Here is a 25,460-nt window from a genome sequence, read left to right as displayed (position 1 = left end):
GCCATACCCATGTCGGCCGAGGAAACAAACCTGCCGGAGTGCAACCGATGTCAGACGAATCGCTCTCGCCCCGCACCGCAGCGGTGATCCCGGCCGCCGGCCGGGGCGTGCGGCTCGGTCCCGGCGCCCCCAAGGCGCTGCGTACGCTCAGCGGCACGCCCATGCTCGTGCACGCCGTACGGGCCATGGCGGCGTCCAACGCCGTCTCCCTCGTCGTGGTCGTGGCCCCGCCCGACGACGCCCAGGGCGTGAAGACGCTCCTGGCCGACCTCGCCCTGCCGGAGCGCACGGAAGTCGCGGTCGTCCCCGGCGGCGAGACCCGCCAGGAGTCCGTGCGCCTCGGCCTCGCGGCAGTCCCCGAGGACATCACCGTCGTCCTCGTGCACGACGCCGCCCGCCCGCTGGTGCCGGTCGACACGGTGGACGCCGTGATCGAGGCCGTACGGGACGGGGCGCCCGCCGTCGTCCCGGCGCTGCCGCTCGCGGACACCGTCAAGGAGGTCGAGCCGCGGGGGAAGGGCGAGCCGGAGCCGGTCGTCGCCACCCCCGAGCGGGCCCGGCTGCGCGCCGTGCAGACCCCGCAGGGCTTCGACCGCGCCACCCTGCTGCGGGCGCACACCGCCGTCGCCGCCGAAGGCGAGGGCGCCACCGACTGCGCCGGCATGGTCGAACGGCTCGGCGAGCCGGTCGTGGTCGTGCCCGGCCACGAGGAGGCGTTCAAGGTGACCCGTCCCCTCGACCTCGTGCTCGCCGAGGCCGTGCTCGCCCGCAGGAGGGCCAACGATGGCTTCTGACCCGACCCCGCCCGTGTCGCCGCTGCTGCCGCTGGTCGGCATCGGCACGGACGTCCACGCCTTCGAGCCCGGTCGCGAGCTGTGGTGCGCCGGCCTGCGGTGGGAGGGCGAGAGCGCCGGGCTCGCCGGGCACTCCGACGGCGACGTGGCCGCCCACGCCGCCTGCGACGCCCTCTTCTCCGCCGCCGGAGTCGGCGACCTCGGCGCCCACTTCGGCACCGACCGCCCCGAGTGGTCCGGCGCGTCCGGCGTCACCCTGCTGACCGAGGCGGCCCGGATCGTCCGCGCCGAGGGCTTCACCATCGGCAACGTCGCGATCCAGGTCATCGGCGTCCGCCCGAAGATCGGCAAGCGGCGGGCGGAGGCGCAGCAGGCGCTCGGCGCCGCGGTCGGCGCGCCGGTCTCCGTCTCGGGGACCACGACGGACGGACTCGGTCTGACGGGCCGTGCCGAAGGGCTGGCGGCGATCGCGACCGCGGTCGTGTTCCGCACCGGAGCCTGAGCGCCCGAACGGGGCCTGAGCGCCCGAACGGGCGGTCCGCCGCCCGGCTCGCGGGTGTTCACGCACCGGCAATGGACGGACAGAAATATCCCGCGGTGTGGCGTGGTTCACGTGGCGGGTACGGGTAACCGGCGTACCCCTCTTCACTTCGCGTCGTGAACCAGGAAGGCACCTCCATGTCGGCTCAGTCTGCTCAGCTCTCGGAGAAGCTCAAGGAACTGCTCGACGGCCCCGTGTTCGTGAACATCGCCACCATCCAGCCCGACGGCAGCCCCCAGGTGTCACCGGTGTGGGTGAAGCGGGACGGGGACGACCTGCTGGTCTCGACGACGGTCGGCCGCCAGAAGGAGAAGAACCTGCGGCGCGACCCCCGGATCACGGTCGTCGTCCAGCCCTTCGACGCCCCCTACACGTACGCCGAGATCCGCGGCAGCGTGGAGCTGACCACCGAGGGCGGCCAGGAGCTCATCGACGAGCTGGCGCTGAAGTACACCGGCAAGACGTACGCCGACTTCAACCCCACGGCCGTCGACGACGCGCCCCGGGTGGTCGTCCGCATCACCCCGCGCAAGGTCGTCGGCTCGATCTGACCGCCCGCGCCCCGGCGCCCGCCCCGCTCGGGCCGGTGGCCGGGGCGCTCTCGTCGATAGGCGTCCGTGACCGGCGGGGGCGCCGGGCACGGCCGTGCGCCCACTACCCTGGGGGGGTGACTATTCGGCTGTACGACACCAGCGCCCGGCAGATCCGTGACTTCTCCCCGCTCAAGCCGGGCTGCGTCTCGATCTACCTCTGTGGTGCGACCGTGCAGGCCGCCCCGCACATCGGGCACATCAGGTCGGGCCTGAACTTCGACATCATGCGCCGCTGGTTCGCCTACCGCGGCTACGACGTCACGTTCATCCGCAACGTGACCGACATCGACGACAAGATCATCCAGAAGTCGGCGGACCAGAACCGCCCCTGGTGGTCCATCGGTTACGAGAACGAGCGTGCGTTCAACGCGGGCTACGACGCGCTCGGCTGCCTGCCCCCGACCTACGAACCGCGGGCCACGGGCCACGTCCCCGAGATGATCGAGATGATGCGCGGGCTGATCGAGCGCGGCCACGCGTACGCCGCCGAGGGGAACGTCTACTTCGACGTGCGGTCCTTCCCGGACTACCTGAGCCTCTCCCACCAGGACATCGACGAGCTGCGCCAGCCCTCCGGCGAGGGCGAGACCGGCAAGCGCGACCCGCGCGACTTCGCGCTGTGGAAGGCCACCAAGCCCGGCGAGCCCGACTGGGAGACCCCCTGGGGCCGCGGTCGCCCCGGCTGGCACCTGGAGTGCTCCGCGATGGCGCACAAGTACCTGGGCGAGGCCTTCGACGTCCACGGCGGCGGGCTCGACCTGGTCTTCCCGCACCACGAGAACGAGATCGCGCAGGCCAAGGCGTACGGCGACGAGTTCGCCCGCTACTGGGTGCACAACGCCTGGGTCACCATGGCCGGCGAGAAGATGTCCAAGTCCCTGGGGAACTCGGTCCTCGTCTCCGAGATGGTCCAGCGCTGGAAGCCCATCGTCCTGCGCTACTACCTGGGCACCCCGCACTACCGCTCCATGATCGAGTACAGCGAGGCCGCGCTGGACGAGGCGTCCGCCGCCTTCGGCCGGATCACCGGCTTCCTGACCCGGGTCTGCGAGAAGGCGGGCACGACCATCGAGCCGGCCCCCGAGGTCCCGCTCGCCTTCGCCGAGGCGATGGACGACGACCTGGGCGTCCCGCAGGCCCTCAGCGTCATCCACACCACCGTCCGCCAGGGCAATTCGGCGCTCGCCGCGGACGACAAGGAGACCGCGATCGCCCGCGCCGCCGAGGTGCGCGTGATGCTCGGGGTCCTCGGACTCGACCCGCTCGACGCGCAGTGGGTCGGCGATGCCGAGGAGGGCGAGGACCTGCACGGCGCGGTCGACAGCCTCGTACGACTGGTGCTCCAGCAGCGCGAGGCGGCCCGTGCCCGCAAGGACTGGGCCACCGCGGACGGGATCCGCGACCAGCTCCAGCAGTCCGGCCTGGTCATCGAGGACGGCCCGGACGGGCCGCGGTGGACCCTCGGCCAGCGCTGAGTCGTCGCAGGTGACGTGCCGCTCGCACCCGCGAGCGGCACACTTGCGTACGTACGCTTGACAGAGACCGAAGACAGTTTTTCGCAGCAGAAGCAGGAAGCAGACAGCCATGGCCGGGAACAGCCAGCGCAGGAACCGCCGCACGTCCAACAAGAAGGGCGCGCAGGTCGGCAGCGGTGGCCAGCGTCGCCGCGGCCTGGAGGGCAAGGGCCCCACTCCGCCCGCATCCGCCCGCAAGGGCCACGTCAAGAACCGCGTCGCCAACGCGAAGGCCAGGCAGCAGTCCGGCCAGCGCAGGCCGGTCGCCCGGCGCGGCGGCAAGGGCGCGTCCGAGATGGTCGTGGGCCGCAACTCGGTCTTCGAGGCGCTGCGCGACGGAGTGCCCGCGTCCACCCTGTACGTCCAGCAGTTCATCGAGAACGACGAGCGGGTCCGCGAGGCCATCCACCTCGCCACCGCGCGCGGCAACCTCCACATCATGGAGGCCCCGCGCCCCGAGCTGGACCGGATGACGGGCGGGCTGAACCACCAGGGGCTGGTGCTCCAGGTCCCGCCGTACGAGTACGCGCACCCCGAGGACCTGGCGGCAGCCGCCTTCGACGACGGCGAGGACCCGCTGATCGTCGCGCTCGACGGGGTCACCGACCCGCGCAACCTGGGCGCCGTCGTGCGTTCGGTCTCCGCCTTCGGCGGCCACGGCGTGGTCGTGCCGGAGCGCCGGGCCGCGGGCATGACCGCCGGCGCCTGGAAGACCTCGGCGGGCACCGCGGCCCGCACCCCGGTCGCCCAGGCCACCAACCTCACCCGCGCCCTGGAGTCGTACCAGAAGGCCGGGCTGACGGTCGTCGGGCTCGCGGCGGACGGCGAGCACGACATCAGCCAGCTCGACGCGCTCGAAGGCCCGGTCGTCATCGTCATCGGCAGCGAGGGCAAGGGGCTGTCCCGGCTGGTCGGCGAGACGTGCGACTTCCTCGTGCGCATCCCGATGCCGGGCGGCGCGGAGTCGCTGAACGCGGGCGTCGCGGCGGGCGTCGTGCTGTACGAGGCGGCCAAGCGCCGCGCCTGACGCGGGAGGCCGACCGGCGAGCACCGCGGCCGGTCGGCCGTTCCTGATCGGGTGATGCTGCGACACGCCCGGCGCGGCGCGCTTGCGCCGGGCGCCGCGCACCCTCCCCGGCGCTCTCACCTGGGCTTGACGGGCCTCGGACACATCAGGGGCGTCAGGGCAGTGTCCTAACACGATGTCACTCGGTTAGATGAGCGTGGACACCAGAAAGCCCGGGCCCGGGTTCGACGATCAGCCTGCACTGAGCATGGTGAAGGTGCACTCCGACCCCGCGCAGGTCATCGTGAACCACGCCAGCTTCCGGGTGCAGCTCGCCCCGAGCGCGCGCCCCCGCCCCGCGCGTCCCGCGCCGGGCGGTGCCCGCGGCCCGGCCGCCCGCCGGCGCACCCCCGTGGTGTGGAGCGGCCGGTCGGCGCCCGGTGACACCGCCGCGTCCGGTCTGCTCCAGGCCGTGCGCGACACCGCCGCCGCCACGACGGTCCTGCCCGCCGCCGGGGGCACCGCGACCGCGACGGTCGAGCGCGGGTCGTACCACGGTGACGGTCACGCCGGTACGACGACGCAGGTCATCCCGCGCGTCGAGGCCGACGTCGACACCGCCCCCACCCCGCTGCTGCCCCCCATGCGCCAGGCCGTCGGCGCGTACGACTCCCACCCGTCGTACCCCGCCGCCGACGGCTACGGGCCGGACACGGAAGAGCTGGACGAGACGGTCACCGCCGGACGCTCCCAGCGCCACGGCAACGACGCGGTCAGGCACGCGTACTACCCCGGCCGTCGGATGCACCTGGGCGTGGTGCTGCTGCCGCTGCGGGTCTTCCTCGGCTTCATCTCCATCTACGCCGGCATGGGCAAGCTCTGCGACCCCGTGTACTTCGACGGCGGCGAGCGCGGCTCGATGGTGAAGTGGCTCAACTCGCTGCACCCCTGGGCGCTGGCCGAGCCGCTGCGGGACTTCGCGCTCTCGCACCCCGTCGGCGCGGGGCTGACCGTCGCGTTCCTCCAGGTCGTGGTGGGCGTGCTGACGGTGCTGGGCCTGTGGCAGCGGATCGCGGCCGGTGTCGGGGTGCTGCTGTCGGCGGCGCTGCTGCTCACGGTGAGCTGGAAGACCGTGCCCGCGTACGACGCCCCGGACATCATCTACCTGGCCGCCTGGTCGCCGCTGATCATCGCCGGTGCGCCGGTGTACTCGGTCGACGGCCACCTGGCGAGCGAGGCGTGGCGGCGGCTCGGGCCGCGCTCCGAGCTGTGGGAGCTGCGCCGGCGCGTGCTGCGGCGCGGCGGGCTGGTGGCCGCGGTGGTCGTCGGTCTGACGCTGTTGATCGGCTCGGTGCTCGGCGGGGCGGTGCGCTCCACCGAGATGGTCACCGTCCCCGGGCCGAACCAGGACCCGACGAACCACCTGCCGGGCTCGCCGCTGCCGCAGGACCGGCCGAGCGGCGGGCGCACCTCCGCGGGGCCGAACGGCGGGAGCGAGAAGCCGTCGCCGTCCGCGAGCCGCAGCGAGGAGCCGAAGGAGAAGGCGTCCCCGACGGCGGGGACGAACAGCCCGGCGCGGGAGTCGGGCCGGACGGCGGAGCAGCCCAGCCAGACGCAGGGCACGACGGGCGGGCAGGAGGCCCCGCGCTCGGCGCCGGAGGCGCCCCCCGCGGCGTCGTCGGGCCCGGCCTCCACAGGCGGCGGCAGCGGCGGTACGAGCAGCGGCGGCTCGTCGGGCGGCAGTTCGGACGGCGGTTCGTCCGGTGGCGGGTCGACGGGCGGCGGCTCGTCGAGCGGCGGCCGGGTGATCGGCGGCCTGCTGGGCTGAGCCCGTGCCGTAACCCCTCCCTACGTCTTCGGGGCGCTCAGTGGATGAGCGCCCCGAAGGCGTTTCGTTGCTCGGTCTGCGTACGGACGGTGCGTCAGGAGCCCTGGGCGGCCAGTTCCTTGGCCGCCTCGGTGAGGTCCTTCGCCGTGTCGATGGCGCGCCAGTACGCGCCCTGGGGCAGCGGGAAGCCGGCCAGTCGGCGCTCTCGGGCCAGCCCGGGGAAGGTGGTGCGCTCGTGGTCGCCGACGGTCGGCAGCAGCTCGCTGAAGGCCGAGGAGAAGACGTACACGCCCGCGTTGATGAGGAACGGCGACGGCGGGGATTCGATGAAGTCCGTGATGTGCCCGAAGGCGTCCGTCTCGACGGCGCCCCAGGGGATCCGGGGGCGGGCGAGGGCGAGGGTCGCGGTGGCGTCGCGCTCGGTGTGGAACGCGGCCATGTCGCGCAGCGAGAACCGGGTCCAGATGTCGCCGTTGGTGGCGTACCAGGGCTGGTCCGGGTGGGGCAGGTGGGCCGCCGCGTACTTGAGTCCGCCGCCGCGGCCGAGCGGTTCCGTCTCGATGACGGTGGTGACCTTGACCGGCAGGTCAGCCGAGTCCAGCCACTTCTGGAGCACTTCGGCGAGGTGGCCGCAGGAGACGACGACGTCGGTCACTCCCTCGGCGGCCAGCCACGACAGCTGATGGCCGATGATCGGGGTCCCGGTTCCGGGGATCTCGACCATCGGCTTGGGGCGGTCGTCGGTGTACGGGCGCAGCCGCGACCCCTGGCCGCCCGCCAGGATCACGGCCTGCGTCGGATACGTGGGCATATGCATGCCCCGAACGATATGCGGCGCGCGCCGTTGCGGAAGGGGGTGGGCGGCGCGACGGGCTGACGGCTGCGGTGTCGGCGGTCAGACGCCCTGCGCCTGCTGCACGACGCCGGAGGCGAAGGAGGTGTCGCAGACCGGCTTGGAGTACGTCTGGGCGCGGGTGGGGCCGAAGCGCTCGACGGCGGCGCGGCCGAGGTCGCGGGCGATCGACATGCAGTGCTTGGCGAGGGAGGGCCGCGCCTCGACCTCGCGCTGGAGCTGGGTGAGGACGACGCCCGGGTCCTTCTCCTGGAGCTCCGCGAGCAGCCGGTCGCGCAGCACGTCCTGCGCGGGGCGCGGCTCGGCGCGCACGGAGACGTTCTGGGAGGACGCGGTGAGCATCTGGGAGGACTCGGCGGGCTGTCCGGCCCAGGGGACGCTGGTGACCGCGAGGGTTCCGGAGAGCACCAGGACGACGGGCAGGACGAGGGCGAGGGAGCGGCCGATGCGGCGGGCTGAGTGGGTCACGCGAGGAGCGTAGCGGCCGGTGATGATTTGGCGACATTTAGTCACCCCCTCGGGGGATCGTTCTGGGAAGCCTTTCGAATTGGCCGTTGACGCAAGGCGGCCAAAGCGCGCGAAACGGCCCCGGGGAGCCCGGGGCCGTTCGGTGTGGATGCGGTGGTGCGTCAGTCCGTGAGGCGCTCGCCGGTCGAGGTGGCGAAGACGTGGATCTCACCGGGCCGCGGCACGACGTGCAGCTTGGCGCCCTTCTCCGGCACGGAGCGGCCGCCGACGCGGACGACCAGGTCCTTGTCCTCGCCGTCGACGTTGGCGGAGCCGTACACGAAGCCGTCGGAGCCCAGCTCCTCGACGACGTTCACCAGCACGGCGAGACCGGCCGGGGCGTCATCGGAGTCCTTGGTGAGGGACTTGGCGGCGGCGCCGTTGTGCTCGACGACGTCGAAGTGCTCGGGGCGCACGCCGACGGTGACGGTGGTGTCACCGCGGTCGGCGGCGGCGGTGAGCGCCTCGCGGGAGACCGGGACGACGCTGTTGCCGAACTTCACGCCGCCGTCGGTGATCGGGACCTCGACGAGGTTCATCGCGGGGGAACCGATGAAGCCGGCGACGAAGAGGTTCGCGGGCTTGTCGTACATGTTCCGCGGCGAGTCGACCTGCTGGAGCAGACCGTCCTTGAGCACGGCGACGCGGTCGCCCATGGTCAGGGCCTCGGTCTGGTCGTGCGTCACGTACACGGTGGTGATGCCCAGGCGCCGCTGGAGCGAGGCGATCTGGGTACGGGTGGAGACGCGGAGCTTGGCGTCGAGGTTGGACAGCGGCTCGTCCATGAGGAACACCTGCGGCTCGCGCACGATGGCGCGCCCCATCGCGACGCGCTGCCGCTGACCGCCGGAGAGCGCCTTGGGCTTGCGCCCCAGGTACTCGGTGAGGTCGAGGATCTTCGCGGCCTCTTCGACCTTCGCGCGGATCTCGCTCTTGTTGACCCCGGCGATCTTGAGCGCGAAGCCCATGTTGTCGGCGACGGTCATGTGCGGGTACAGCGCGTAGTTCTGGAACACCATGGCGATGTCCCGGTCCTTGGGCGGCAGGTGCGTCACGTCCCGATCGCCGATGCGGATCGCTCCGCCGTTGACGTCTTCGAGCCCCGCGAGCATGCGCAGCGAGGTGGACTTGCCACAACCGGAGGGACCGACGAGGACGAGGAACTCACCGTCCGCGATCTCGATCTCCAGCTGGTCGACGGCGGGCTTGGTGCCGCCCGGGTAGATGCGGGTGGCCTTGTCGAAGGTCACGGTAGCCATGGTGGCGTTTCCCTTCACCGGCAGGAACGTGCCGGACGATCCGAGTAAAGGATTGGTGTAGTCCACTGCTGCGAACTGCTGGTGACGCTACCTGGCGTTCTTCGTTCTGTCAGTAGCGGTGGGGATACGAAAATCCGCGGAGGGGGCGGGTGGGGGTGCGGTTACACTGCTGGGGCTGCCTCCTTAGCTCAGCTGGCCAGAGCAACGCACTTGTAATGCGTAGGTCGTCGGTTCGAATCCGACAGGGGGCTCTTTTCATGCCCAGGTCAGGACGGCTCTGACCTGGGCATTCTTCGTCAGCGGACGCGGCGGCGGCGTCGTGCGCGAGCGGTGCGGGTGTCGGTGGTCTCAGTCGTGGTCTCAGTGGGGCCTTGAGGCGGGGGCATGAAGGTGTCGCCGATGCGCTTCATGGCGTCGCGGGTGAGGGTGGAGCGGCCCTTCACGTAGCGGCGGGTCTGGCTGATCTGGGTGTGCCGCAGGATCTCCATGATCGTGGGCATGTCGACACCCAGTTCGTTGAGGATGGTGCCCGCGGTGTGGCGGCTGCCGTCGTACAGCCGACGGTCATCAATCCCGGCTTCGGCGAGGAGTTCCTTGAACTCCTCCCAGTCCTGGCGGGGGTCGAGCGGCCGGCCGTCGGGGCGGGCGAACACGACGTCGTGTTCCTCCCACAGTTCGCCCGCCGCGGCTTTGGCCTCCTCCTGCTGGGCCCGATGCTCCAGGAGGTAGGGGATGTACGGCGGCGGGATGGGGACGGGGTTGCGGCTCTTCTTGGTCTTGGGGCGGGTGAAGGCGAGCCCGCCCTTTTGGCGCTCGGGGCAGGTGCTGGCGTGCCGGGTGCAGCCCGGCGGACAGGGCTTGGGACAGCCGCGCTTGTAGCCCTTGTGGCGGGTGCAGTTGTCGGGGCACGGGTCGAAGCGGTGGCGCGGCCCGCCGCAGGCGTGCGGGTCGGTGCAGCCGTGCTGCCAGGTGAGGCGCTGGAGTTGCCACTGCGGGTGGAAGAGCTCGTTCTCCAGGTCGACGTACTTCCAGCGCAGTCCCAGGGTTTCCCCTTGTCGGAAGCCCACGCCGACGCCGACGATCCAGCGCATGAAGGTAGGGCGCTTGGCCGCCGCCTCCAGGAACGCGCGGGCTTCTTCCTGGGTGAACGGGTTCGTTTCGGTCTCGTCGAGGCTCGGAGGGTCCACCAGCGTCGCGACGTTCTCAGAGATCATCCGGCGGCGGTGGGCGATCTTCAGCGCGCGGGACAGGATGCGGTGCACCTTCAGCACGTGGGAAGGCGCGTGGCCCTCGTCCAGCATGACGCGGTACATCCGCTCCAGGTGCTCGGGCCGCAGCTTGTCCAGCCGGTGCTGTCCGATTCCGGGGACGATGTCGTTGCGGGTCTTGGACCAGTAGTCGTCCAGCGACCGCGGCCGGAGCTTCAGACTTGCGATGTCGGTGAGATAGGTGGTCATCCACCCGGCGACCGTGGGCGCACGCCCCGCCTTGGGTGCGTTCCCCTCGTCGCGCTGCTTCTCCAGCTTCTTGACCTTGCGTTTGATCTCGGGTTCGGTGCGGGCGCTGCGATGGCGGCGGTCAGGGCTGCCGTCATCCTTCACGCCCATGGTGACGCGGCCGTGCCAACGACCGTCCGCCCCCAGGTAGACGGTGGATTCGTGGTTGGGCTTGCGGGTGCTCAAGTACTCCTCCATGCGGAAGGCGGCCCCGGTGGTCACCGGGGCCGCCACAGGGGGTCGATCAGTTGGTCTGCGGCTCCAGCCGAGCGGCGAACGCGTCGAGTTCAGCCCGGCGGAGCCGACGGGCGCGCCCGACCTTGACGTAGGGGAGTTCCTGGGCCGCCATCAGCTCGTAGAGGGTGGAGCGCCCGAGCGAGAGGTACGCGGCTGCGGCCTTGACGGTGAACAGGGCGGGAATGGGGGTCATGGTGGCGCTCATCTGGTGCCTCCTCGGCAGGATTCGGGGCTCAGAGCCCCTTCCTGTCAGGTCCGCTACCTCCGCTACTGCCGCTACCGTGCAGGTCAGGGGGGTGATCGTGGTAGCGGATGGGGTAGCGGTAGCGGATAGGTCCGGGCTCCCGCTGGTGGTGCGGGGGCCCGGGCTGTCGCGGGGTCAGGTGGCGGTGGTAGCCGCTACCTCGTTGTCGTCCGCTACCGGAAAGGAGACGCTGACCTGCGCGGTAGCGGGGGTAGCGGCGGTAGCGGACTCGGTGGAGCGAGGCGGGCAGTACCTGAGCCAGGCATCGGCGATGTCTGCCGCGTAGTAGCCCTTGGCGACTGAGGAGCCGATCTTGATGTTGCGGGGGCGGATCGGTGTTCCGTCGGCTGTGACGTAGTCGGCCAGCATCCGGGCCAGGGTGCGGGGGGTGAGGGGTTTGCCGTCGAGGTCGGCCCAGGGGGCGTCGTCCAGGGCGGTGAGGCGGGCCACGAGGTCGGCGCTCAGGAGGCGGTCGGCGTCGCCGAACGCGTCGCGGAGGTCGACCAGCAGCCGGATACCGACGCTGGCCTTGTCCCCGGCGTTGGCTGCGGCCACGAGGGCGATGCAGGCGGCGCGGGCCCGGGCGGGCCACTCGCCGCCGGCTGCGTCGGCGACGGCAAGCAGGGGTTCCCACACGTCCGCCGGGCGGTCGGTGATCCCTTCGGGCATCTCGGGCCAGGCTCCCGCGATGTGGTCGCGGACCGTGTCAGCCCATGCGGCCAGCCGGTCCCGCAGCGCGGTTCCCTCTGCTACGTTGACGCGCTCCCGGAACGGCTCCACCTTCTCGTTGGGGGCGCGGCGGCGCATCCGGATGACGACGGAGCGGGTCAGGATCGTGTCGGGCAGGTCCCCGATCCCTGCTGTGGCGAGTGCGGCGTAGACGGGGAACGGCTGCACGATCTGGCTGGAGCCGTCCCCGACACACCGGTAGACGACCCCCGACCGGCGGTGCCCTGCGTTGATCAGCCCACGCAGGTCTTCGTTGCCCGCAGCGCGGGGGCCGAAGACGGTGTCAATCTCGTCAAGCAGCACGACCGGCCGGGCCTCGGTGTCCGAGACAGACCGAAAGAGCGCGGCCGGACTGACGTCCGTGGTGATCATCGGACGCGTCACCAGGGTCTGAATGATCTCCAGCGCCCGCGTCTTGCCCGACCCCGGTTCCGGGGAGAGGAACGCCAGCCGAGGGGTGGACTCGAACGCGTCCAACAGGTGGGTGTGGGCATCCCACAGCACGACCGCGGTGAACGCGTCGTCGCTCGGGAACGCGTTGAACCTGCGGTGGAACTGCTCGATCTCGTCGAGCAGGGCGGCGCCGTCGATGGGCTGCTGCGCGGACACGCGGCATCCCTCCTTTCGGGGCGGTACGGGCTGGGGCTGGTTGGTCGGGCGCGGGTCAGGGCGACAAGCAGAAGGGACGCCTTCGGCGACGCCCTTCGGGACGCCCACCACCGGCTGCTCCCACGGCTGACCGGCGCCCGCGGCCCGCGGGGTGGTCGTGGTGGGGCTTTTCAGGGAGGAGGGGGCGGGGTGGCTCATGCGGCGGCCTGGCGCGGGCGGGCGGTACGGATAGACCAGTCGAGCGCGCTACGGATCGTTGCGCGGCACTCGGCCGCCGGCAGACCCGCCTGCTCCCCCGCTCCCTGAAAAGCCTCCTCGACCACGTGCCGGGGGAGGTCTCCCCACGCGACGAACCGGCCCACTGCCCGTACGGACGTGAGCAACTGGGCGTTCCTGCCACCCTCGGACGCGGATCGCACTGCTGCGGTCTCACGCTCCAGCGCAACCTCCGCGACACGGCGGCTACCAGCCGACACGGGCGTGGGGGCGGCTTGGGCGGTCTTGGGGCTGGCCGTGAGCGCGTCGAGCAGCCATGCCGGGAGCGGCACGGGGCTGATGCTGTCCAGTACCGCGTAGGTGCCATCCGGGGTGTGGCTGCCGGGGGCGACGACGTATCCGCCCCAGCCGCGGGTGTCGATGTGCTGCCCGAGCCGTCCAGCGGTGTTTCCGAGCCTGGCGCCGTCGGGCTGGGTGAAGTACAGGTGCTGTCCGCCGCGGGCGGTCCGCACCCGGTAGGTGGTGGGGACGGGCTGCCCGGCGCGCTCGCAGAGCGCCTCAAAGGACGTCACGCCGTCAGGCGTTCCTTCCTGCTCTCCCTCTTTGACGGTGTCGAGGTCGACCACGAGCAACCCAGACGGGCCCGTGGCGATGCCGATGTTGTACGGGGCGTGAGTCCACGCAGCGGCCAGCAGGTCCAGGTCGGTGGTGGCGCGCTGCTCGGGGGTACGGTGCCCGCTCGCGCAGCGCCCGGTGCCGGGGCAGCGGGCGGTGGAGTGTCCGGCGGGCCGCTTGTCGCCGGGGCGGAGCGGGAAGACGTGCCAGCCGCGCTCGGCCGCCGCCACCGCGTGGGCGAGCAGGTCGAGGCTGGGCAAGTCGATGGACGGTAGCCCGCCGGGCTCTCGCTGAAATGGGGCGGGTTGCGTCATGCTGGAGCCTCCAGTTCGCTGTTGAGTCGTGCTGGATGAGGGCGGCCCCGGATCTTTGCCGGATGGGGGCCGCCCTCTGCGTGGTTAGCGGTTGTTGATGGTGCCGTTGGCGCGGCCGAAGAGGCCGTTGGCGGTGATGTTCTGGGTGATGTGCGTCGTCGTCCGCTCCCCGCTCCCGCTGGTGGCGCGGCGGGCGGTGCGGGTGATGACGGGGACGGCGATGACGGCGGCGACGATGAGGGCGGCGGCGGACCAGAGGGCGTTGGTCATGGCGATGAGTCCCGGGGCGGCGTAGGAGAGGCCGACGCCGGCGGTGCCGATGCCGGTGCCGACGGTCGGGGCGAGCAAGGCGGTGGTCTTGGCCCACGCGGGGACCGGCTGCACGGGCGGCGGGGTCTGGTCGTTGGTCGGGGTGGTGGGGTGGGTGTAGGCGAGGGTGCGGATCCCGTTGGGGAGGGTGACGATCGTGACGCCCGGGGGGAGTTCGGCGGGGACCATCACGGCGCCGTGCGCGGGTGCGGGGTGGGTGGTGAGGGTGGTGATCGCGTAGGGGTCATGCACGGGTTTCTGCCTTCCGTGGAAGCGGGTGGGAGAAGGGGGTGCGAGCGATGTCTGTCGCCTGTCCCCCGCCTGTCATCCGGCCCTGTCATCCGCCTGTCACCTGTCACCTGTCTGTCACCTGTCATCCGCAGGTCACAGGGGGGTTCCAGGGGGTTCGAAAGGCTCGGGACGGGGGGTTCGACCGGGGGTGACAGGCAGGGGGACAGGTCAGTTGTCGGTGTGGTGCTGGCGGTGGACGTAGCGGGCTTTGCTGCCCTCTCCGACGCGGGTGATCTCGCCTGCTTCGGCCCACTCCTTCAGCCACCGTTGGATGACGGGGCGGCGGGTGCCGAAGCTGTCCTTGAGCGCGCGTTCCATCGCGGAGGCCCCGGTGCCGGCAGGGCCTGCGTCGAGGAGGAGTTGGAGTGCGGCTTGGCGGGCGTCGGGGTCGGGGGTGGTGAGGTCCCGTCCGGTGGTCCAGGTGCTGGGGTCGGACCAGTCCGTCCCGTCATCGGGCGGGGTGGCGGGGTCGCGGGTGGCGGCGGGGAGTTGGAAGAGGGCTTCCAGTTCGTCGGCGCCGGGGGTGTCCACGTTGGGGGCGGGTCGGGGCTGGTCCCATCCCGCGGTCGCTTTCCACTGCGGCCCGGACGACTCCGACCGCCCCGACTGCCCCGCTTGTCCGGTCGGGCCGTTGTGCCCGGCGGCGGTCACTGCGGTCTGGGGCCAGAGGTGGCCGCAGCGGTCCAGGGTCCAGCGGTCGGTGTAGGCGGGTCCGGCCGCGTTGGCGGACGGTTGGTCCAGGGTGGGCCGGCGGCGGGCGGTCGCGGTGCTGACGGTCTCGATGCTGGAGGGGGTGATACGCCACTGCTGGGCGGTTTTGGGCTGCTTGCCCTCGGTCCCCACCAGCATCGATCCGGGGCCGGAGAAGCTGTTTTCCGCGGACAGGGCGCGCCAGCCGAAGACGTGGCCGAGTTCGGCGTCTTCGGTCGTGCCGGTGCAGACCCGGTTGGACGCCATCTTCCGCACCATCGGGTCCGGGAGGACATCCGCAGTGACCCGGAGCACGGAGACCACGGCCCGGATCGCCATGGCGCGGGCGATCCGGATGACCTCGGAGATCCCGGCCATCACGGCGCGGGCTTCACGGGTCGCGGACACCTCGGCACCCTCGTCGACGACGATGACGATCTCCGGCACGTCCGGGGAGACGGGCAGCTTGTCGTCGTCCTCGGCACGCATGTGCTGCTGGTAGGTGACCTTGCGGGACTTCGCGATCCGCACCGCGGCTTCCAGCATCAGCTTCGCCTCAGCGGGGGTGGAGGCCAGCCAGTCGACCCCGGGCACCGGCACCGCCTCAACGCGGGTGGGGTCGCCGCTGGTCTGGGCCTCGTGCCAGGCGTGGAGCCAGGGCAGGCCGAGGGAGCCGCCGTTGAGGTCGATGACCCAGACGAGGGTGTCGTTGGTCTGGTTCAGGCGGGCGATCAGGGTGTGGAGCCAGTTTGTTTTCCCGGTGCCGGTCGCTCCGGTGACGATGGTGGACGCCTGCCGCATGTCCAGCTCCGAGCGGCCACCGTCGGACAGCAGAGCGACGGGGGCGGGGTTGTTGACCGTGGTCGTCTCCCCGATCTCCTCCAGCGGGAAGGGGAGTTCCCGGCCCTGGTAGGACTGGGTGGCCACCTCGATCAAGACCCGCCGACGCGAAACACCAGGCAGAACCTGGACGCCGCAGCCGTCGGGCAGGTCCAGGTCGGAGGCCAGAGCGTCGGCCCTGTCCGCGATCGCCCGACGCGTGGTGCCCCCCTCAGGGAGCTCCACCTCGACGGTGTAGCCCATGCCGGAAGGCCAGTGCTCGATGCCGGGGATGGTGACGTTCTCGACGCGGCAGACCCGGGTGATCCGGTCGACCCACTCGGCAGCGAGCGCGCGGCGGGTGCCGATGGACAGCAGGGTCCGGCGCCGTGCCTGCTCGGTCTCCTCGTGCGCGGCGAACCCCGCGGCGAGGGTGCCCGCGGTGATCCCGCCGACCGTGAGCGCGCCGACCGCGGCCAGCGTCATGGGGCCGCCGGTCCCCAGGGCCCAGGCCGACCAGGAACCGGCCGCGGCCCAGCAGCCGGCCCGAAACCCGATCGTGGCCGCGGTCAGCCGGCGGCGCAGCCCGGATGCGGCCGTGCCCGCGGCGCCAGCCGCTCCAGCGGCGAGAGCCCAGCCGGCGGGCATTCCGCTGGTGTGAGCGAGTGCGGTGGTGACGAGGGTGCCGGTGGTGGCGTTCAGGGTCCCGGTCAGCAGGCCGTGACCCGCCCGCCAGTCCACCCGCACACGAGCCGTGCCACCGCTGCTGTTGTTCTTGCTCTTCACGTGGTGCCTCCAAGGGAACGGAAAGGGCCGGCCCCGCCATGGGGGCCGGCCCGGGGCGGGCGAGGGGTTATCCGACGTTCCAGCGACGCTCACCCGCGATGCCCTTGCGGGGGTTCTCGTTCCGCTCGATGTCCTCGGCGTGAACGCGCCGGTAGACGTCGCCGAGGTCCTCCATCGCGTCGAGAACCTTGTTCATCGCCCGGTAGCCCTGCCCCATCTCCTCCACGACCCGCGGGTCCACCGGCAACTTCTCGTCGGACAGCTCCGCCAGGACCCGCAGTGTCTCCATCACCAGCGCGATCGCGTTCGGCAGGTCATCGATCAGGGCCTGGAACTCCGTCATGTGCTCGGGGTCGAACGTCGAGGCGGCCTGGAGCATGACCTCGGCCGCGTCGGACAGGCGGGTGAATGCCGGGGTGCCGGTGGTGGACACGGTGCCTCCAGAGTGATCGGTCCTGCCCAACGTGATCGGTGCCGCACCCCGCCCGGGGAGTACGGGAGCCTTCGCCCGGGGCGCCTGGCGGCGGGGGTTGTTGACGGTGGAGTCCGGCACTGCGACCTGTCCCTTGGGGGTGGTGCCTTGGATCGCGGCATCCCGCTTGTCCCGAACGCGCCGGGCCCGACCAGCCAGCCGCTGCCACACCGTCCGCATGTGCCCCAACGCCTTGCCGGGGCGCTTGATGTTCCACAGCCCCGACACCAGCCCCACGCCCCCCGCCATCGCAGCCGAACCCGCCAACCGGGCCCCATGCCGCACCGCGGAGCGCCGCAACGCCCGCTTCTGCGCCGCACTGCCCTGCCCAAGCTGCGACTTGGGGGTGCCGTTGGGGTCGAGACCGGATTCCCGGCGCGCCTTCGCGACACCCTTCGCCGAACGTCGCGCGGTGCGCTGGGCCGTCTTCTCCGCGCGGCCCGCAGCACCGGCCGCGAGCCACGAACCAGCCCGCCCCACCGCACCACCAGCTCCACGACGAGCTGCCCGCTCCCGCCCGTTCTCCGCCCGCGACTTCGTGGGAGCGGACGACGGACGTGCCGACGAAGCAGCAGACGCCAGGCCAGAACTGCGTTTCGGGCCGGGGGACGATGAGGTGGGAGCGGGCCGCAGCCCAGAAGGCGCGGTGGGCGGGGTGTTCCTGCTGGCCGGAGCCTTGGGGGAACGCGGTCGTGGGGCCCGGAGGGAAGGGGTCGGGTGGCTGCTCGACCGTGCAGCGGCCAGCAGCCCACCGGCCGACGGCCGAGAAGCACGGGCACCGCCGCGCGACTTCAGCCCGCCTGCGGCACCACCCTTGGAAGCAGACACCGACCCCGAACCACCAGTGGTGCGGGACGGGCGGGGGAGGGTCTTGCCGTTCGACTTGCTGCGGCGGGCTATCCGGCGGGCGACGCCCGCGGACGCGGCCACGCCCATCGCGGCACCGGCCACCGCCAGCCCCGCCGGCCCAGCGACAGCCATCGATCCCGCAGCGACCGCACCGAGCACGTTCGCTCCAGCGACCGCGATCGGAACACCCGGCAACGGCGCCAGCGCCTGCCCGACCGCAGGAGAAGGGACAGGAGAAGTAGGAGGAGGTGGCGCTGTTGGCACCACCTCGATGATGGTTTCCGTCATGCTGGAAGCACTCCTTCGGAGTGGAGGGCCCGGCCGGAGCTGTGGAAGGTGACCAGCCGGGCCCTCGTGGATGTCAGGCGGCAAGAGCGAGCGCCGCCAGGGCGAGGGCGACGACGTGGGCGGTCTGGTCGACGTGCGCGGCACCGCCGTTGGCGGCCCACGCGGTCTGACCGAAACGGTCCATCCACCAGCGCACCGGCCAGCGGCGATCAATGACCGCATGCGTGCCACCGATCCACGCCAGCGCTGCGACCGCGGCCCAGATGCTGACGGACAGGTCCAGCAGAACCATGCCGGTCAGCAGAGCGGCGCCGCAGGTGGCGACGTGGGTGCCGGCGTGGTCGAGGTTCGCCCGCCAACCCCGCCCGCCCGGGTCGGCCTTGTGGGCGGCCTGGTGGTCGGTCTGGAACGGGTAGTCGGCCAGCAGATGACCGACGTAGAGCAGCAGGAACACAGTCGCGAACACGCGATTCTCCTCGGCGCCGCTCACGCGGCCGTCGTGTCGGGGTAGGCGCACGGGACGCAGGTGCCGAGTGAGATCGGGATGCGGTAGCCCGCGTCCTGGCGGCACTTCGGGCACGTCCGCTGGGCAGCGTTGGCGCGGTCCAGGGCGGCCTGCTTCGCCGGGGTCATCGGTCGGACCGGCAGGGCCAGGTCGACCCGGTAGAGGTAGGCGACCAGCGGACTGCGCCGCCGGTAGCGGGGGCGTTCGAGCTGGGCGACGACGTCCTGACCGCCCGGACGCAGACCCTGCGCCCGGAGCTGCCGGATGGTCGCCAGCCCGTCCGGGGCGAGACGCCAGGGGTAGACCGGCAGCGCGCTCACCGCGTACCACCCAGGTGGACCGGCCGGATGTTCCACGGGATCTCGGAAGCGACGACCGGGGCGGCGCAGGGTGCGGTGGACGTGGTCCAGCCGTCCCGGCGGGCGCCCTCGGCCTCGGCCGCGATCTGCGCCGCGTCCTGGGTGGCGTGCACGCTGTGCAGCTCCCCGGAACGGAAGAGGACGTAGACGAGATCGGCCCGCGCGCTCTGCTTCCGCACAATCCGCAGCAGCGTCCGCAGCGCCTGCCGATCCTCAGTGTCGAGCACGGACTGAGCCCGCAGGGCTTCCATCTCGCCCTCAAGGTGGGCGACGTCGACCATCGCCTGATCGAGTGCGGCCCGCAGCTCCTCCGCCTCCTCCTCGGCCCGGGACGCGACGTCCAACATGTTTCCGCTCTGCTCCAGGCACAGTTCGGCCTCAGCACGGGCGGCTTCGGCTTCCGTCTCAGCCTCGGCAAGGCATTCGCGCAAGGTGTTCAGGGTGCGGGTGCGGATCAGGGCGATCATGCGGAGGCTCCCTCAAGGTCCGGGGCGGCGGTGGGAGTGTCGCGGTGTTCCTGGTAGCGGGCGGTCACCCAACCGGTAGACCAGCCGCACAGTTCGGCCGCCTGCCGGATGGACAGCCCGGCCTCGAACGCGGCCCGGACCGTGGCCCGCGCCCGCTCCTCGCCCTGCTTCTCCACAGCGGGGCCAGCGGACAGCAACGCCTGACGTTCACGATCGGCGCGCTCGGCCACCTGCTGCTGTTCACGGCGGGCGGCTTCCTCGCGCTCGCGGCGGTCCTGCTCGCGCTGCTGCGCGGCCTGCTGTTCACGGGACTGACGCTGCCGTTCACGCTCTCGCTCGGCCGCCGCGTGCTGTTCACGCTGCCGTTCAAGGCGTTCACGCTCGGCCGCCGCGCGCTGTTCGGCCGCGGCTTCCCGTTCGCGTTCCTCGCGCCGCGCCCGCTCCTCGCGTTCAGCCTGTTCACGCAGCAAGGCCGCTTCGTGCTCACGCTGTTCACGAGCCAGGCGCGCTGCGTGTTCGCGCTCCTCCCGAGCCCGTCGCTCGGCCCGGTCCTGGCGCTCCTCGGCCGCCCTCTCACGCTCTGCCTTCTCGGCCCGCTGCTTGGTTTCCAGCGTGGCGAGGGCGGCGGTGATGGCCCGCCGGTAGGCGAGTCCGGTCTCCGCCGTGACGATCAGCAACAGCGGCGCGACCGCGTGCACGGCCACGCCCACCAGGTCTTTCGCAAGGGCAGAGCTTCCGACGTTCAGAGCGAGGGTCATGCAGCCGGTCATCCACCGCAGCGCGATCGGCCACCGGCCACCATGCCCACCGAGACGGGCAAGAACCGAGTCGAGGCGGACCACGATCACGACCGCGGCGTCCACGACGAGCGGGAGGATCGGGGCCGTCCACTGCCAGTCCTCGGGGGTGTGGGCCCGCATCAGCGGAGTCACCGTGAGGATGGAGTAGAGCATCGCCCCGGACACGATCAGCCACGTGCCAACGGACAACGCCCGCTCTGCTGAACGGATCTGAACACCGTTCACGACACTGCCCCCGAACCCGTCTCCACCGGCTCCAGGTCCGGAATCTGCGTGAAGCCGGTCAGCTCGACGTCGGCGCCAGCGAACTGGCCGTGAACCTTCAGGACCCGCGTCCGGCCGTCGCGCTGAACGTGGTGAACGACCTTCGTCGGGTCGAGGTTCAGAGCCTCGCGCCACGCCTCGAACGCGCTGAACGCACCGAACGCATCTACGGCGGGGTTGTCGTGGAACGACAGCTCCAGCCGCTCGGGGAAGATCGGCGACATCCCCACGCACGGCGCCGGCAGGTGCGAGAACTTCGCGTCCAGCGCGACCAGCGCCGTCACAGGGGCGACCAGCCCGGAGAGCTTCAGCGTGCTCACGCAGCACCGCCCGAGCACACGGTGGTGCGGTTGGTCAGGTCTCGACGGATCGCCAGGACCCGGCGCCGGCGGCGGCGCAGCCGCTGGGAGTCCAGCTCCGTCACCGGCCGGTCCAGCAGGGAGATCTCCACGTCAAGGAGGTCGACCTCCGCCGCGATCAACGGCATCTCCTGCGCGATCGCGTCCAGGTCCGCGTCCGACGGCTCACCGTCGAACGCCAGCGCCTGGGAAGTGCTGGGGAGTGTGATGATGGACTTCATGGGTCGTGCTCCCTTCGTCGCAAGGGGGTGGGAACGGCCCGTACCGAACCCCCGGTGTTCCAGCACCGGGGGTTCTCGCCGTTGGAGTGGGGTCCGGCCGCTGTCAGGCAGCGGCGGCTTCGGCAACCAGGTCGTCAGCGACCTCGATCGCCCGCAGACGCAGCGCGTCGAGCGCGGCCTTGTCGGTCGCACCCCGCAAGTCAAAGGTGGCCTGAGCCGCAGCCTGCGCGGCGGCCTTCAAACCCGGTGCGAGGATCGCCAGCGCCGTCAGCGGCGCAGTCAGCGCAGACCGGGTGACGTGGGACTCGGAGCGAGCCACAGCAACATCGGCAGCGTCTGAGTCCGACAGCCGCAGGTCTTCCCGCACCCACATCGCACGGCGGTGATCAGCCAGAGCGACCGCCAGCGCGGTCACCGCGGCCACCAGGTCACGCCGCTCGGTGTCTTCCTGCACCGCGACGCGGTCCGCACGGGCACTGCGCTGCTGGAGCAGGGACGCAGCGATCGTGCCCGCCAACGTGCCCAGCACAGCAATCAAAGCAGCCAGCATGTGGTGTACCCCCTAGTGGATCGGATCGGGACTTTCCCGGCTCCCCTCTGCGCTGCTCGTGCTCGACGAGCAGCGGAGGCAACCGGCCGCGCCCGGAGGGTGCGGCAGTCGGATGGCGCTGTACGCACGCGGTGACCGCTGCGCGTGCGCCGCCTACTTGGCCGGGGAGAGGCGGCGTTATCCCCATCACGCAGCCGATGCCGTAGGTCGTCGCGCCCGTCTGCCCTTGCGGGTACGGGGTGGTCTCGCTCGCCCGGCTGGTGGCGCCGGTTGCCCGACTCCACCTCAGTTGCGTGTTCGGAGGGTTCCGGCCCCTCCATGCCGTTCTGACCTGCACTGCTCGCCCCGGGCCCGTCCTAGCGGGCCCGCCGGCTCAACCGCTGTCACCTCCCGGATCACCTCCGGGGTCGTCACCAGCGAGACGCGCAGATCTTCAGTTCTCAAACAGCGACCGCTTCCTTCGGGTCCTTCTCACGGGACCCTCCGGGCGACGCAGGCAGTACGGAGCTGGGGCGCACCAGGACAGGCGGCGGTACCGCCCTCCCCGGTGCGAACCGGCATGGCATGACCATATCGCTATTCGCGAATAGCAGCAAGGTCGCTGTGACGGTGGCGGCGCTTACTGTGTAAAGCAGCAAGGTTCGCGATGGGTGAAGAAGGAGGGGTCATGCCTGATGGCGAGTGGACGCACGCATCTGCGCCGTACCTGAAACCCCGTACGGCCGGACAGACGGATGCGTGGACGGCGGAGACGGCGAACAAGGGCCGCAAGGGAACGCAGCGCATCGTCTATGCCGGTGAGACTCAGGCATCACACGAGGTGGCGACCCTGCTGAGGCTGCCCGACGGTGAGGCCGTCGTCGTGCGCCAGCGGATCATGTTTCTCGATGGAGAGGCGACAGAGCTGACAGACACGTACTTCCCAGTGGGTATCGCCCGGGGTACACGACTCGCAGGGACGTCCAAGATTCCCGGCGGCGCGGTGACGCTGCTCGCCGAACTCGGGTACGTCGCCGCCGTAGCGCGGGAGGAGGTACGCGCTCGCATGCCTGACAGGCAGGAGCGCGAGCTGCTGTCCCTCGGCCCGAACGATCCGGTCCTGACGCTGGCCCGTGTCGTCCTCGACTCGAAGGACGAACCGTTCCAGGTGGACATGACTGTCTTCCCAGCGACATCCCAGCGACTCAAGTACGAGATGAGGATGGACTGACATGCCCAAGTCGGATGACGAGGCACTCGACCGGCGTCCGCTGCACGAGCGCATGGCCGCCGATTTGCGCGACGAGATCATGTCCGGCGATCTGGCCCCTGGGTCCAGCCTCCCGTCAACGCAGCGTCTCAAGGAGCGGTTCGGAGTTTCGAACGCCACCGTGCAGAAGGCGTTGCAGGTCTTGAAAGACGAGCGGCTGGCTATCGGTCGCGCTGGCGCCTCGGTGACTGTGCGCGAGCATCAACAGGAGACGGTCCGTCCGGCCGACTTCGGCAGACCTGCGGAACCGGGTGAGTCGTATCCGTGGCTCACCGAAGCCACAAAGCGCGGGAAGCGCGGCAGCATCCAACTGCTCAGCGTGGGCGAGGTGCGCCCGCCGCGCGATGTCGCCCATCGGCTCGGATTGCCGGAGGGCGGGACGGCGATCGTTCGTGAGCAGGTGCTCTCGCACGACGGCGAACCTGTCGAGCTGGTCTCGTCCTACTACCCTCTCGACCTGGCCCAGGGAACGGCTTTGGCGGAGGCTCGGAAGATCCGCGGCGGTACACCCGCCCTTCTTGCCGAGATGGGACACCGACCTCGACTTACCGTCGACCGGGTATCCGCCCGCGTACCGACGCAGAAGCAGTACGAGGCGCTGCGCTTGCCCACCGACTTGCCGATCCTACGAACGCTCCGAGTCGTCTACAGCGACGGCGATCGCCCGATCGAAGTGACGGTGATGGCGAAGGCGGGGCACCTGTACGAGTTGCAGTACGAGTTCGAGTGACGCTCTCACGGACTCTCGGGGTCGACGCGCCGCGTCGACCCCGGTCTCATTTGCGGTCTCGGTTGAGGCTGGTTCCGCACCAGTCCGGCGCCGTCCGCCGAAGTCCAGCAACCCATCCGACCAGCAGAGCAAGCGGCGGCGCGGACGCCAGCGGACACCCACGGAGCAAGATCGGACAGCTTGTAATGCGTAGGTCGTCGGTTCGAATCCGACAGGGGGCTCTTTTCATGCCCGGGTCGGGACGTTCTCCGACCTGGGCTTTCTGCTGCTCGGGGGTGTGGGGCGCCACGCTGGCGGAGGGTGGCTGGTGGCTCGCGTGAGCGAAGGGGCGGGGTTTCCTGGGGCGGACTGGCGCTGGCCGGTCCGTGGCGGCCGGCCACGCCGGGCCGGAGGCCCGGAGGGCATCGTCACGGAGTGCGTCGCTTCAGGAAGGAGGCGACGCCGTGGGCGAGCAGGAATCCGGCGATCATGGACCCGGCGTAGGTCAGGGTCATCAGCGCGGGGGGCTGCTTGGCGGGGTCGTCCTGCGGGATCAGTCCGGCGAACGACATCCAGGCGCCCCAGCAGCCGACGGCTCCCGAGCCCGCCCAGGCGGCGGCGAGCGGCACCTTCACCGGGAGCCGGGCGAATGTCGCGGCGCGGGGCGCGAAGACGAGGAGCAGCAGACCGGCGACGGCGACGGCCGCGGTGGCGGCGCTGAGGGACTCAAGTGCGGTGAAGGAACCGGTGCGTTCGTCGATCCGCTGTTGCGGCAGTCCGGTCGTGGAGCCCGCCGCCCACATCAGGTGCACCGTGATGGGCACCAGTGCCGGCAGGGCGCCCGCGACGGAGGTCGTGCGCGCCGCACGACCGCAGGTGTCGCGCGGCAGATCGCCCATGCGCCCCTGCCAGACATGGCCCCAGCGCTCCCGCGCGTACCGCACGAAGAGGATGCCCAGGGCGAGGCCCTGGACGATGAAGCCGCCGTAGACGATGCCGTAGACCCAGCCGTCGAGGAAGGGCTCGCCGTTCGACGTCGACCTCTCCTGCGGACCCGTGAAGAGGTCGACCGCCAGTTGGACCGGGAAGCCCGTCATGATCGGTGTCAGCAGCCCGGTCGCCACCCACATGGGAAACACGAGCAGCGGGGCGGGCACGCGGTGGCCCCTGGTCGAGGTGAGCACCAGGGCGAGCACGATGACGGCCGCGTCCATCAGCACGGTCACCGCGTTCACGCCGATCAGCAGTGCCCGCTTGTCCTCGTCGAGGAGTGAACTACCGCTCGGGATCCCGATACGACTGCCCGCGATCCAGGCGACCTTGAGCGCGAGATACGGGAAGCAGGAAGCGATGGCGACGGCCCGCAGCACCCGCGACACCCGGCCGGGACCAGGGAGTCGAGCGGGGAAGGGAGGGGAGACGGAGCGGGAGGTCTGGGTCATGTCCCCAGACTGGCGACCACGCACTCTCGACACATCCTGCGCTGTGGCTGCTCGTCTCCGCCGTGCGGCGGAGACGACTCATCCCTCAGTTGTCGGCTCGACTGCCCTCGCCGCACCACGAGGCCTACGGACCCCGGAGGGGTTCGAGGCGACGGCTCGTCCCGCGACGTAGGGAGAGCGTCGGCCTCACCGCGGGCGACGTGTTGGGTGTGGACGCCGACTTGCCGATGCACCGCGCCTGACGCCGCGGACTGATCCTCGAAGGTCGCCCGGACGGGACCAACGCACCCTCGACGACGCCCGAAACAACGCCACACCCCCAGCCCCTGAGCCGAAGCAGTCAGAGGGAGCCCGGCACGTACGTGTACTGGGTTCCCGATTCGATGGTACGAACCCCCGACGGGCATCTACGCGACTTCGCCGCGCACGCGGTGTTCGCGCGACCGCACAAGGGAGAACGAGGTCTCGCCGAGCCTTGGTTGCTGCCGGGACCACCCCCGCATGCGCGGGGAGCGCAGGCGCCGACCTGGTGTTCTATCGGGGCAGTTGCAGGATTTTACCCACTTTGCCAAACTCCGGCCTTGCGGACCTTTTGGTGCATCTCGCGCGCCGTTCGAGGTCGCGAGGAACTTCACGAAGGCGGGCGGTGATCGCCGCGCTGCCAGGAAGCGGCTCC

Annotated in this window: 26 protein-coding genes and 1 tRNA gene; 9 read left to right on the top strand and 18 right to left on the bottom strand. The window is 71.2% G+C overall.

The window, feature by feature from the left end:
- Nucleotides 1-47: 47 nt before the first annotated feature.
- The 6 genes from ispD to AB0E05_RS11520 all read left to right on the top strand — a co-directional run bounded on the left by ispD (nt 48) and on the right by AB0E05_RS11520 (nt 6,276).
- Complete coding sequence (gene ispD / locus AB0E05_RS11545) at nt 48-794, top strand: 2-C-methyl-D-erythritol 4-phosphate cytidylyltransferase (protein ID WP_361961844.1); 747 nt, start codon at nt 48-50, stop codon at nt 792-794.
- Nucleotides 784-1,296 (top strand): 2-C-methyl-D-erythritol 2,4-cyclodiphosphate synthase, encoded by a 513-nt coding sequence (ispF, locus tag AB0E05_RS11540; RefSeq protein ID WP_361961842.1) that lies wholly within the window; start codon nt 784-786, stop codon nt 1,294-1,296. Before ispD ends, ispF begins: the two co-directional genes overlap by 11 nt.
- Nucleotides 1,297-1,472: 176 nt before the next feature.
- Nucleotides 1,473-1,886 carry a PPOX class F420-dependent oxidoreductase gene (locus AB0E05_RS11535; RefSeq protein ID WP_361961840.1) on the top strand — a complete coding sequence of 138 codons (414 nt, stop codon included), beginning with the start codon at nt 1,473-1,475 and terminating at the stop codon, nt 1,884-1,886.
- 116 nt (nt 1,887-2,002) lie between these two features.
- On the top strand, nt 2,003-3,403 hold the full coding sequence (gene cysS, locus AB0E05_RS11530; protein WP_361961838.1) for a cysteine--tRNA ligase: 1,401 nt from the start codon (nt 2,003-2,005) through the stop codon (nt 3,401-3,403).
- Between the two features lie 109 nt (nt 3,404-3,512).
- On the top strand, nt 3,513-4,469 hold the full coding sequence (gene rlmB, locus AB0E05_RS11525) for a 23S rRNA (guanosine(2251)-2'-O)-methyltransferase RlmB (RefSeq protein ID WP_361961834.1): 957 nt from the start codon (nt 3,513-3,515) through the stop codon (nt 4,467-4,469).
- A gap of 190 nt (nt 4,470-4,659) precedes the next feature.
- A complete protein-coding gene (locus AB0E05_RS11520) occupies nt 4,660-6,276 on the top strand; it encodes a DoxX family membrane protein (protein WP_361961832.1) in 1,617 nt (538 codons plus the stop codon).
- A gap of 94 nt (nt 6,277-6,370) precedes the next feature.
- Here the strand turns inward: AB0E05_RS11520 and AB0E05_RS11515 are convergent, their stop codons facing one another.
- The 3 genes from AB0E05_RS11515 to ugpC form a co-directional block, all read right to left on the bottom strand.
- Complete coding sequence (locus tag AB0E05_RS11515; protein ID WP_361962074.1) at nt 6,371-7,087, bottom strand: nucleotidyltransferase family protein; 717 nt, start codon at nt 7,085-7,087, stop codon at nt 6,371-6,373.
- 84 nt (nt 7,088-7,171) lie between these two features.
- The gene (locus tag AB0E05_RS11510; protein WP_361961830.1) at nt 7,172-7,597 is read right to left on the bottom strand and encodes a hypothetical protein; all 426 of its coding nucleotides are present in this window, start codon (nt 7,595-7,597) and stop codon (nt 7,172-7,174) included.
- A 161-nt stretch (nt 7,598-7,758) separates the two neighbouring features.
- Nucleotides 7,759-8,895, bottom strand: coding sequence for a sn-glycerol-3-phosphate ABC transporter ATP-binding protein UgpC (ugpC, locus tag AB0E05_RS11505; protein WP_361961828.1), 1,137 nt, complete (start codon nt 8,893-8,895; stop codon nt 7,759-7,761).
- Between the two features lie 177 nt (nt 8,896-9,072).
- Here ugpC and AB0E05_RS11500 point away from each other — a divergent pair.
- Nucleotides 9,073-9,146, top strand: a tRNA-Thr gene (locus tag AB0E05_RS11500).
- A gap of 45 nt (nt 9,147-9,191) precedes the next feature.
- On the opposite strand, the gene AB0E05_RS11495 is transcribed toward AB0E05_RS11500, so the two are convergent.
- The 14 genes from AB0E05_RS11495 to AB0E05_RS11430 all read right to left on the bottom strand — a co-directional run bounded on the left by AB0E05_RS11495 (nt 9,192) and on the right by AB0E05_RS11430 (nt 21,384).
- Nucleotides 9,192-10,577, bottom strand: a complete 1,386-nt coding sequence (locus tag AB0E05_RS11495) for a tyrosine-type recombinase/integrase (RefSeq protein WP_361962072.1) — start codon at nt 10,575-10,577, stop codon at nt 9,192-9,194.
- Between the two features lie 58 nt (nt 10,578-10,635).
- Entirely contained in the window at nt 10,636-10,833 is a 198-nt protein-coding gene (locus AB0E05_RS11490; RefSeq protein WP_361961826.1) for a helix-turn-helix domain-containing protein, read from the bottom strand.
- Nucleotides 10,834-11,007: 174 nt separating this feature from the next.
- Nucleotides 11,008-12,210 carry a DUF3631 domain-containing protein gene (locus AB0E05_RS11485; RefSeq protein ID WP_361961824.1) on the bottom strand — a complete coding sequence of 401 codons (1,203 nt, stop codon included), beginning with the start codon at nt 12,208-12,210 and terminating at the stop codon, nt 11,008-11,010.
- A 194-nt stretch (nt 12,211-12,404) separates the two neighbouring features.
- Nucleotides 12,405-13,355 carry a bifunctional DNA primase/polymerase gene (locus AB0E05_RS11480; RefSeq protein ID WP_361961822.1) on the bottom strand — a complete coding sequence of 317 codons (951 nt, stop codon included), beginning with the start codon at nt 13,353-13,355 and terminating at the stop codon, nt 12,405-12,407.
- A gap of 84 nt (nt 13,356-13,439) precedes the next feature.
- The gene (locus AB0E05_RS11475) at nt 13,440-13,916 is read right to left on the bottom strand and encodes a hypothetical protein (RefSeq protein WP_361961820.1); all 477 of its coding nucleotides are present in this window, start codon (nt 13,914-13,916) and stop codon (nt 13,440-13,442) included.
- Nucleotides 13,917-14,123: 207 nt separating this feature from the next.
- Nucleotides 14,124-16,250, bottom strand: coding sequence for a hypothetical protein (locus tag AB0E05_RS11470; RefSeq protein WP_361961818.1), 2,127 nt, complete (start codon nt 16,248-16,250; stop codon nt 14,124-14,126).
- A 67-nt stretch (nt 16,251-16,317) separates the two neighbouring features.
- Complete coding sequence (locus AB0E05_RS11465; protein ID WP_361961816.1) at nt 16,318-17,202, bottom strand: hypothetical protein; 885 nt, start codon at nt 17,200-17,202, stop codon at nt 16,318-16,320.
- Nucleotides 17,203-17,932: 730 nt separating this feature from the next.
- Complete coding sequence (locus tag AB0E05_RS11460; RefSeq protein WP_361961814.1) at nt 17,933-18,325, bottom strand: DUF3307 domain-containing protein; 393 nt, start codon at nt 18,323-18,325, stop codon at nt 17,933-17,935.
- A 20-nt stretch (nt 18,326-18,345) separates the two neighbouring features.
- Nucleotides 18,346-18,684 (bottom strand): RRQRL motif-containing zinc-binding protein, encoded by a 339-nt coding sequence (locus AB0E05_RS11455; protein ID WP_361961812.1) that lies wholly within the window; start codon nt 18,682-18,684, stop codon nt 18,346-18,348.
- Nucleotides 18,681-19,190 (bottom strand): hypothetical protein, encoded by a 510-nt coding sequence (locus AB0E05_RS11450; RefSeq protein WP_361961810.1) that lies wholly within the window; start codon nt 19,188-19,190, stop codon nt 18,681-18,683. The genes AB0E05_RS11455 and AB0E05_RS11450 overlap by 4 nt, the downstream gene beginning before the upstream one ends.
- Complete coding sequence (locus tag AB0E05_RS11445) at nt 19,187-20,215, bottom strand: DUF2637 domain-containing protein (RefSeq protein WP_361961808.1); 1,029 nt, start codon at nt 20,213-20,215, stop codon at nt 19,187-19,189. The genes AB0E05_RS11450 and AB0E05_RS11445 overlap by 4 nt, the downstream gene beginning before the upstream one ends.
- Nucleotides 20,212-20,574 carry a hypothetical protein gene (locus AB0E05_RS11440; RefSeq protein WP_361961806.1) on the bottom strand — a complete coding sequence of 121 codons (363 nt, stop codon included), beginning with the start codon at nt 20,572-20,574 and terminating at the stop codon, nt 20,212-20,214. Before AB0E05_RS11440 ends, AB0E05_RS11445 begins: the two co-directional genes overlap by 4 nt.
- A complete protein-coding gene (locus tag AB0E05_RS11435) occupies nt 20,571-20,834 on the bottom strand; it encodes a DUF6284 family protein (RefSeq protein WP_361961804.1) in 264 nt (87 codons plus the stop codon). Before AB0E05_RS11435 ends, AB0E05_RS11440 begins: the two co-directional genes overlap by 4 nt.
- A 103-nt stretch (nt 20,835-20,937) precedes the next feature.
- Nucleotides 20,938-21,384 carry a protein kilB gene (locus AB0E05_RS11430; protein WP_361961802.1) on the bottom strand — a complete coding sequence of 149 codons (447 nt, stop codon included), beginning with the start codon at nt 21,382-21,384 and terminating at the stop codon, nt 20,938-20,940.
- Nucleotides 21,385-22,051: 667 nt separating this feature from the next.
- Here AB0E05_RS11430 and AB0E05_RS11425 point away from each other — a divergent pair.
- The gene (locus tag AB0E05_RS11425) at nt 22,052-22,594 is read left to right on the top strand and encodes a UTRA domain-containing protein (protein ID WP_361961800.1); all 543 of its coding nucleotides are present in this window, start codon (nt 22,052-22,054) and stop codon (nt 22,592-22,594) included.
- Nucleotide 22,595: 1 nt separating this feature from the next.
- Nucleotides 22,596-23,363 carry a GntR family transcriptional regulator gene (locus AB0E05_RS11420; protein ID WP_361961798.1) on the top strand — a complete coding sequence of 256 codons (768 nt, stop codon included), beginning with the start codon at nt 22,596-22,598 and terminating at the stop codon, nt 23,361-23,363.
- Between the two features lie 407 nt (nt 23,364-23,770).
- Here AB0E05_RS11420 and AB0E05_RS11415 read toward each other — a convergent pair whose 3' ends face one another.
- Nucleotides 23,771-24,784 carry a hypothetical protein gene (locus AB0E05_RS11415; protein WP_361961796.1) on the bottom strand — a complete coding sequence of 338 codons (1,014 nt, stop codon included), beginning with the start codon at nt 24,782-24,784 and terminating at the stop codon, nt 23,771-23,773.
- Nucleotides 24,785-25,460 lie beyond the last annotated feature (676 nt).

Source organism: Streptomyces sp. NPDC048057, assembly GCF_040653095.1.
Classification (GTDB): Bacteria; Actinomycetota; Actinomycetes; order Streptomycetales; family Streptomycetaceae; genus Streptomyces.
Note: the sequence above shows the minus strand (reverse complement) of the source record. Positions and strands in the feature narration are given on the sequence as shown.

Coding starts and splice junctions, on each gene's coding strand:
- AB0E05_RS11425 (WP_361961800.1), top strand. CDS start 22,052: ATGCCTGATGGCGAGTGGACGCACGCATCTGCGCCGTACCTGAAACCC.
- ugpC (WP_361961828.1), bottom strand. CDS start 8,895: ATGGCTACCGTGACCTTCGACAAGGCCACCCGCATCTACCCGGGCGGC.
- AB0E05_RS11490 (WP_361961826.1), bottom strand. CDS start 10,833: ATGAGCGCCACCATGACCCCCATTCCCGCCCTGTTCACCGTCAAGGCC.
- ispF (WP_361961842.1), top strand. CDS start 784: ATGGCTTCTGACCCGACCCCGCCCGTGTCGCCGCTGCTGCCGCTGGTC.
- AB0E05_RS11415 (WP_361961796.1), bottom strand. CDS start 24,784: ATGACCCAGACCTCCCGCTCCGTCTCCCCTCCCTTCCCCGCTCGACTC.
- AB0E05_RS11420 (WP_361961798.1), top strand. CDS start 22,596: ATGCCCAAGTCGGATGACGAGGCACTCGACCGGCGTCCGCTGCACGAG.
- AB0E05_RS11535 (WP_361961840.1), top strand. CDS start 1,473: ATGTCGGCTCAGTCTGCTCAGCTCTCGGAGAAGCTCAAGGAACTGCTC.
- AB0E05_RS11435 (WP_361961804.1), bottom strand. CDS start 20,834: ATGAAGTCCATCATCACACTCCCCAGCACTTCCCAGGCGCTGGCGTTC.
- AB0E05_RS11480 (WP_361961822.1), bottom strand. CDS start 13,355: ATGACGCAACCCGCCCCATTTCAGCGAGAGCCCGGCGGGCTACCGTCC.
- AB0E05_RS11430 (WP_361961802.1), bottom strand. CDS start 21,384: ATGCTGGCTGCTTTGATTGCTGTGCTGGGCACGTTGGCGGGCACGATC.
- ispD (WP_361961844.1), top strand. CDS start 48: ATGTCAGACGAATCGCTCTCGCCCCGCACCGCAGCGGTGATCCCGGCC.
- AB0E05_RS11515 (WP_361962074.1), bottom strand. CDS start 7,087: ATGCCCACGTATCCGACGCAGGCCGTGATCCTGGCGGGCGGCCAGGGG.
- AB0E05_RS11520 (WP_361961832.1), top strand. CDS start 4,660: ATGAGCGTGGACACCAGAAAGCCCGGGCCCGGGTTCGACGATCAGCCT.
- rlmB (WP_361961834.1), top strand. CDS start 3,513: ATGGCCGGGAACAGCCAGCGCAGGAACCGCCGCACGTCCAACAAGAAG.
- AB0E05_RS11450 (WP_361961810.1), bottom strand. CDS start 19,190: ATGATCGCCCTGATCCGCACCCGCACCCTGAACACCTTGCGCGAATGC.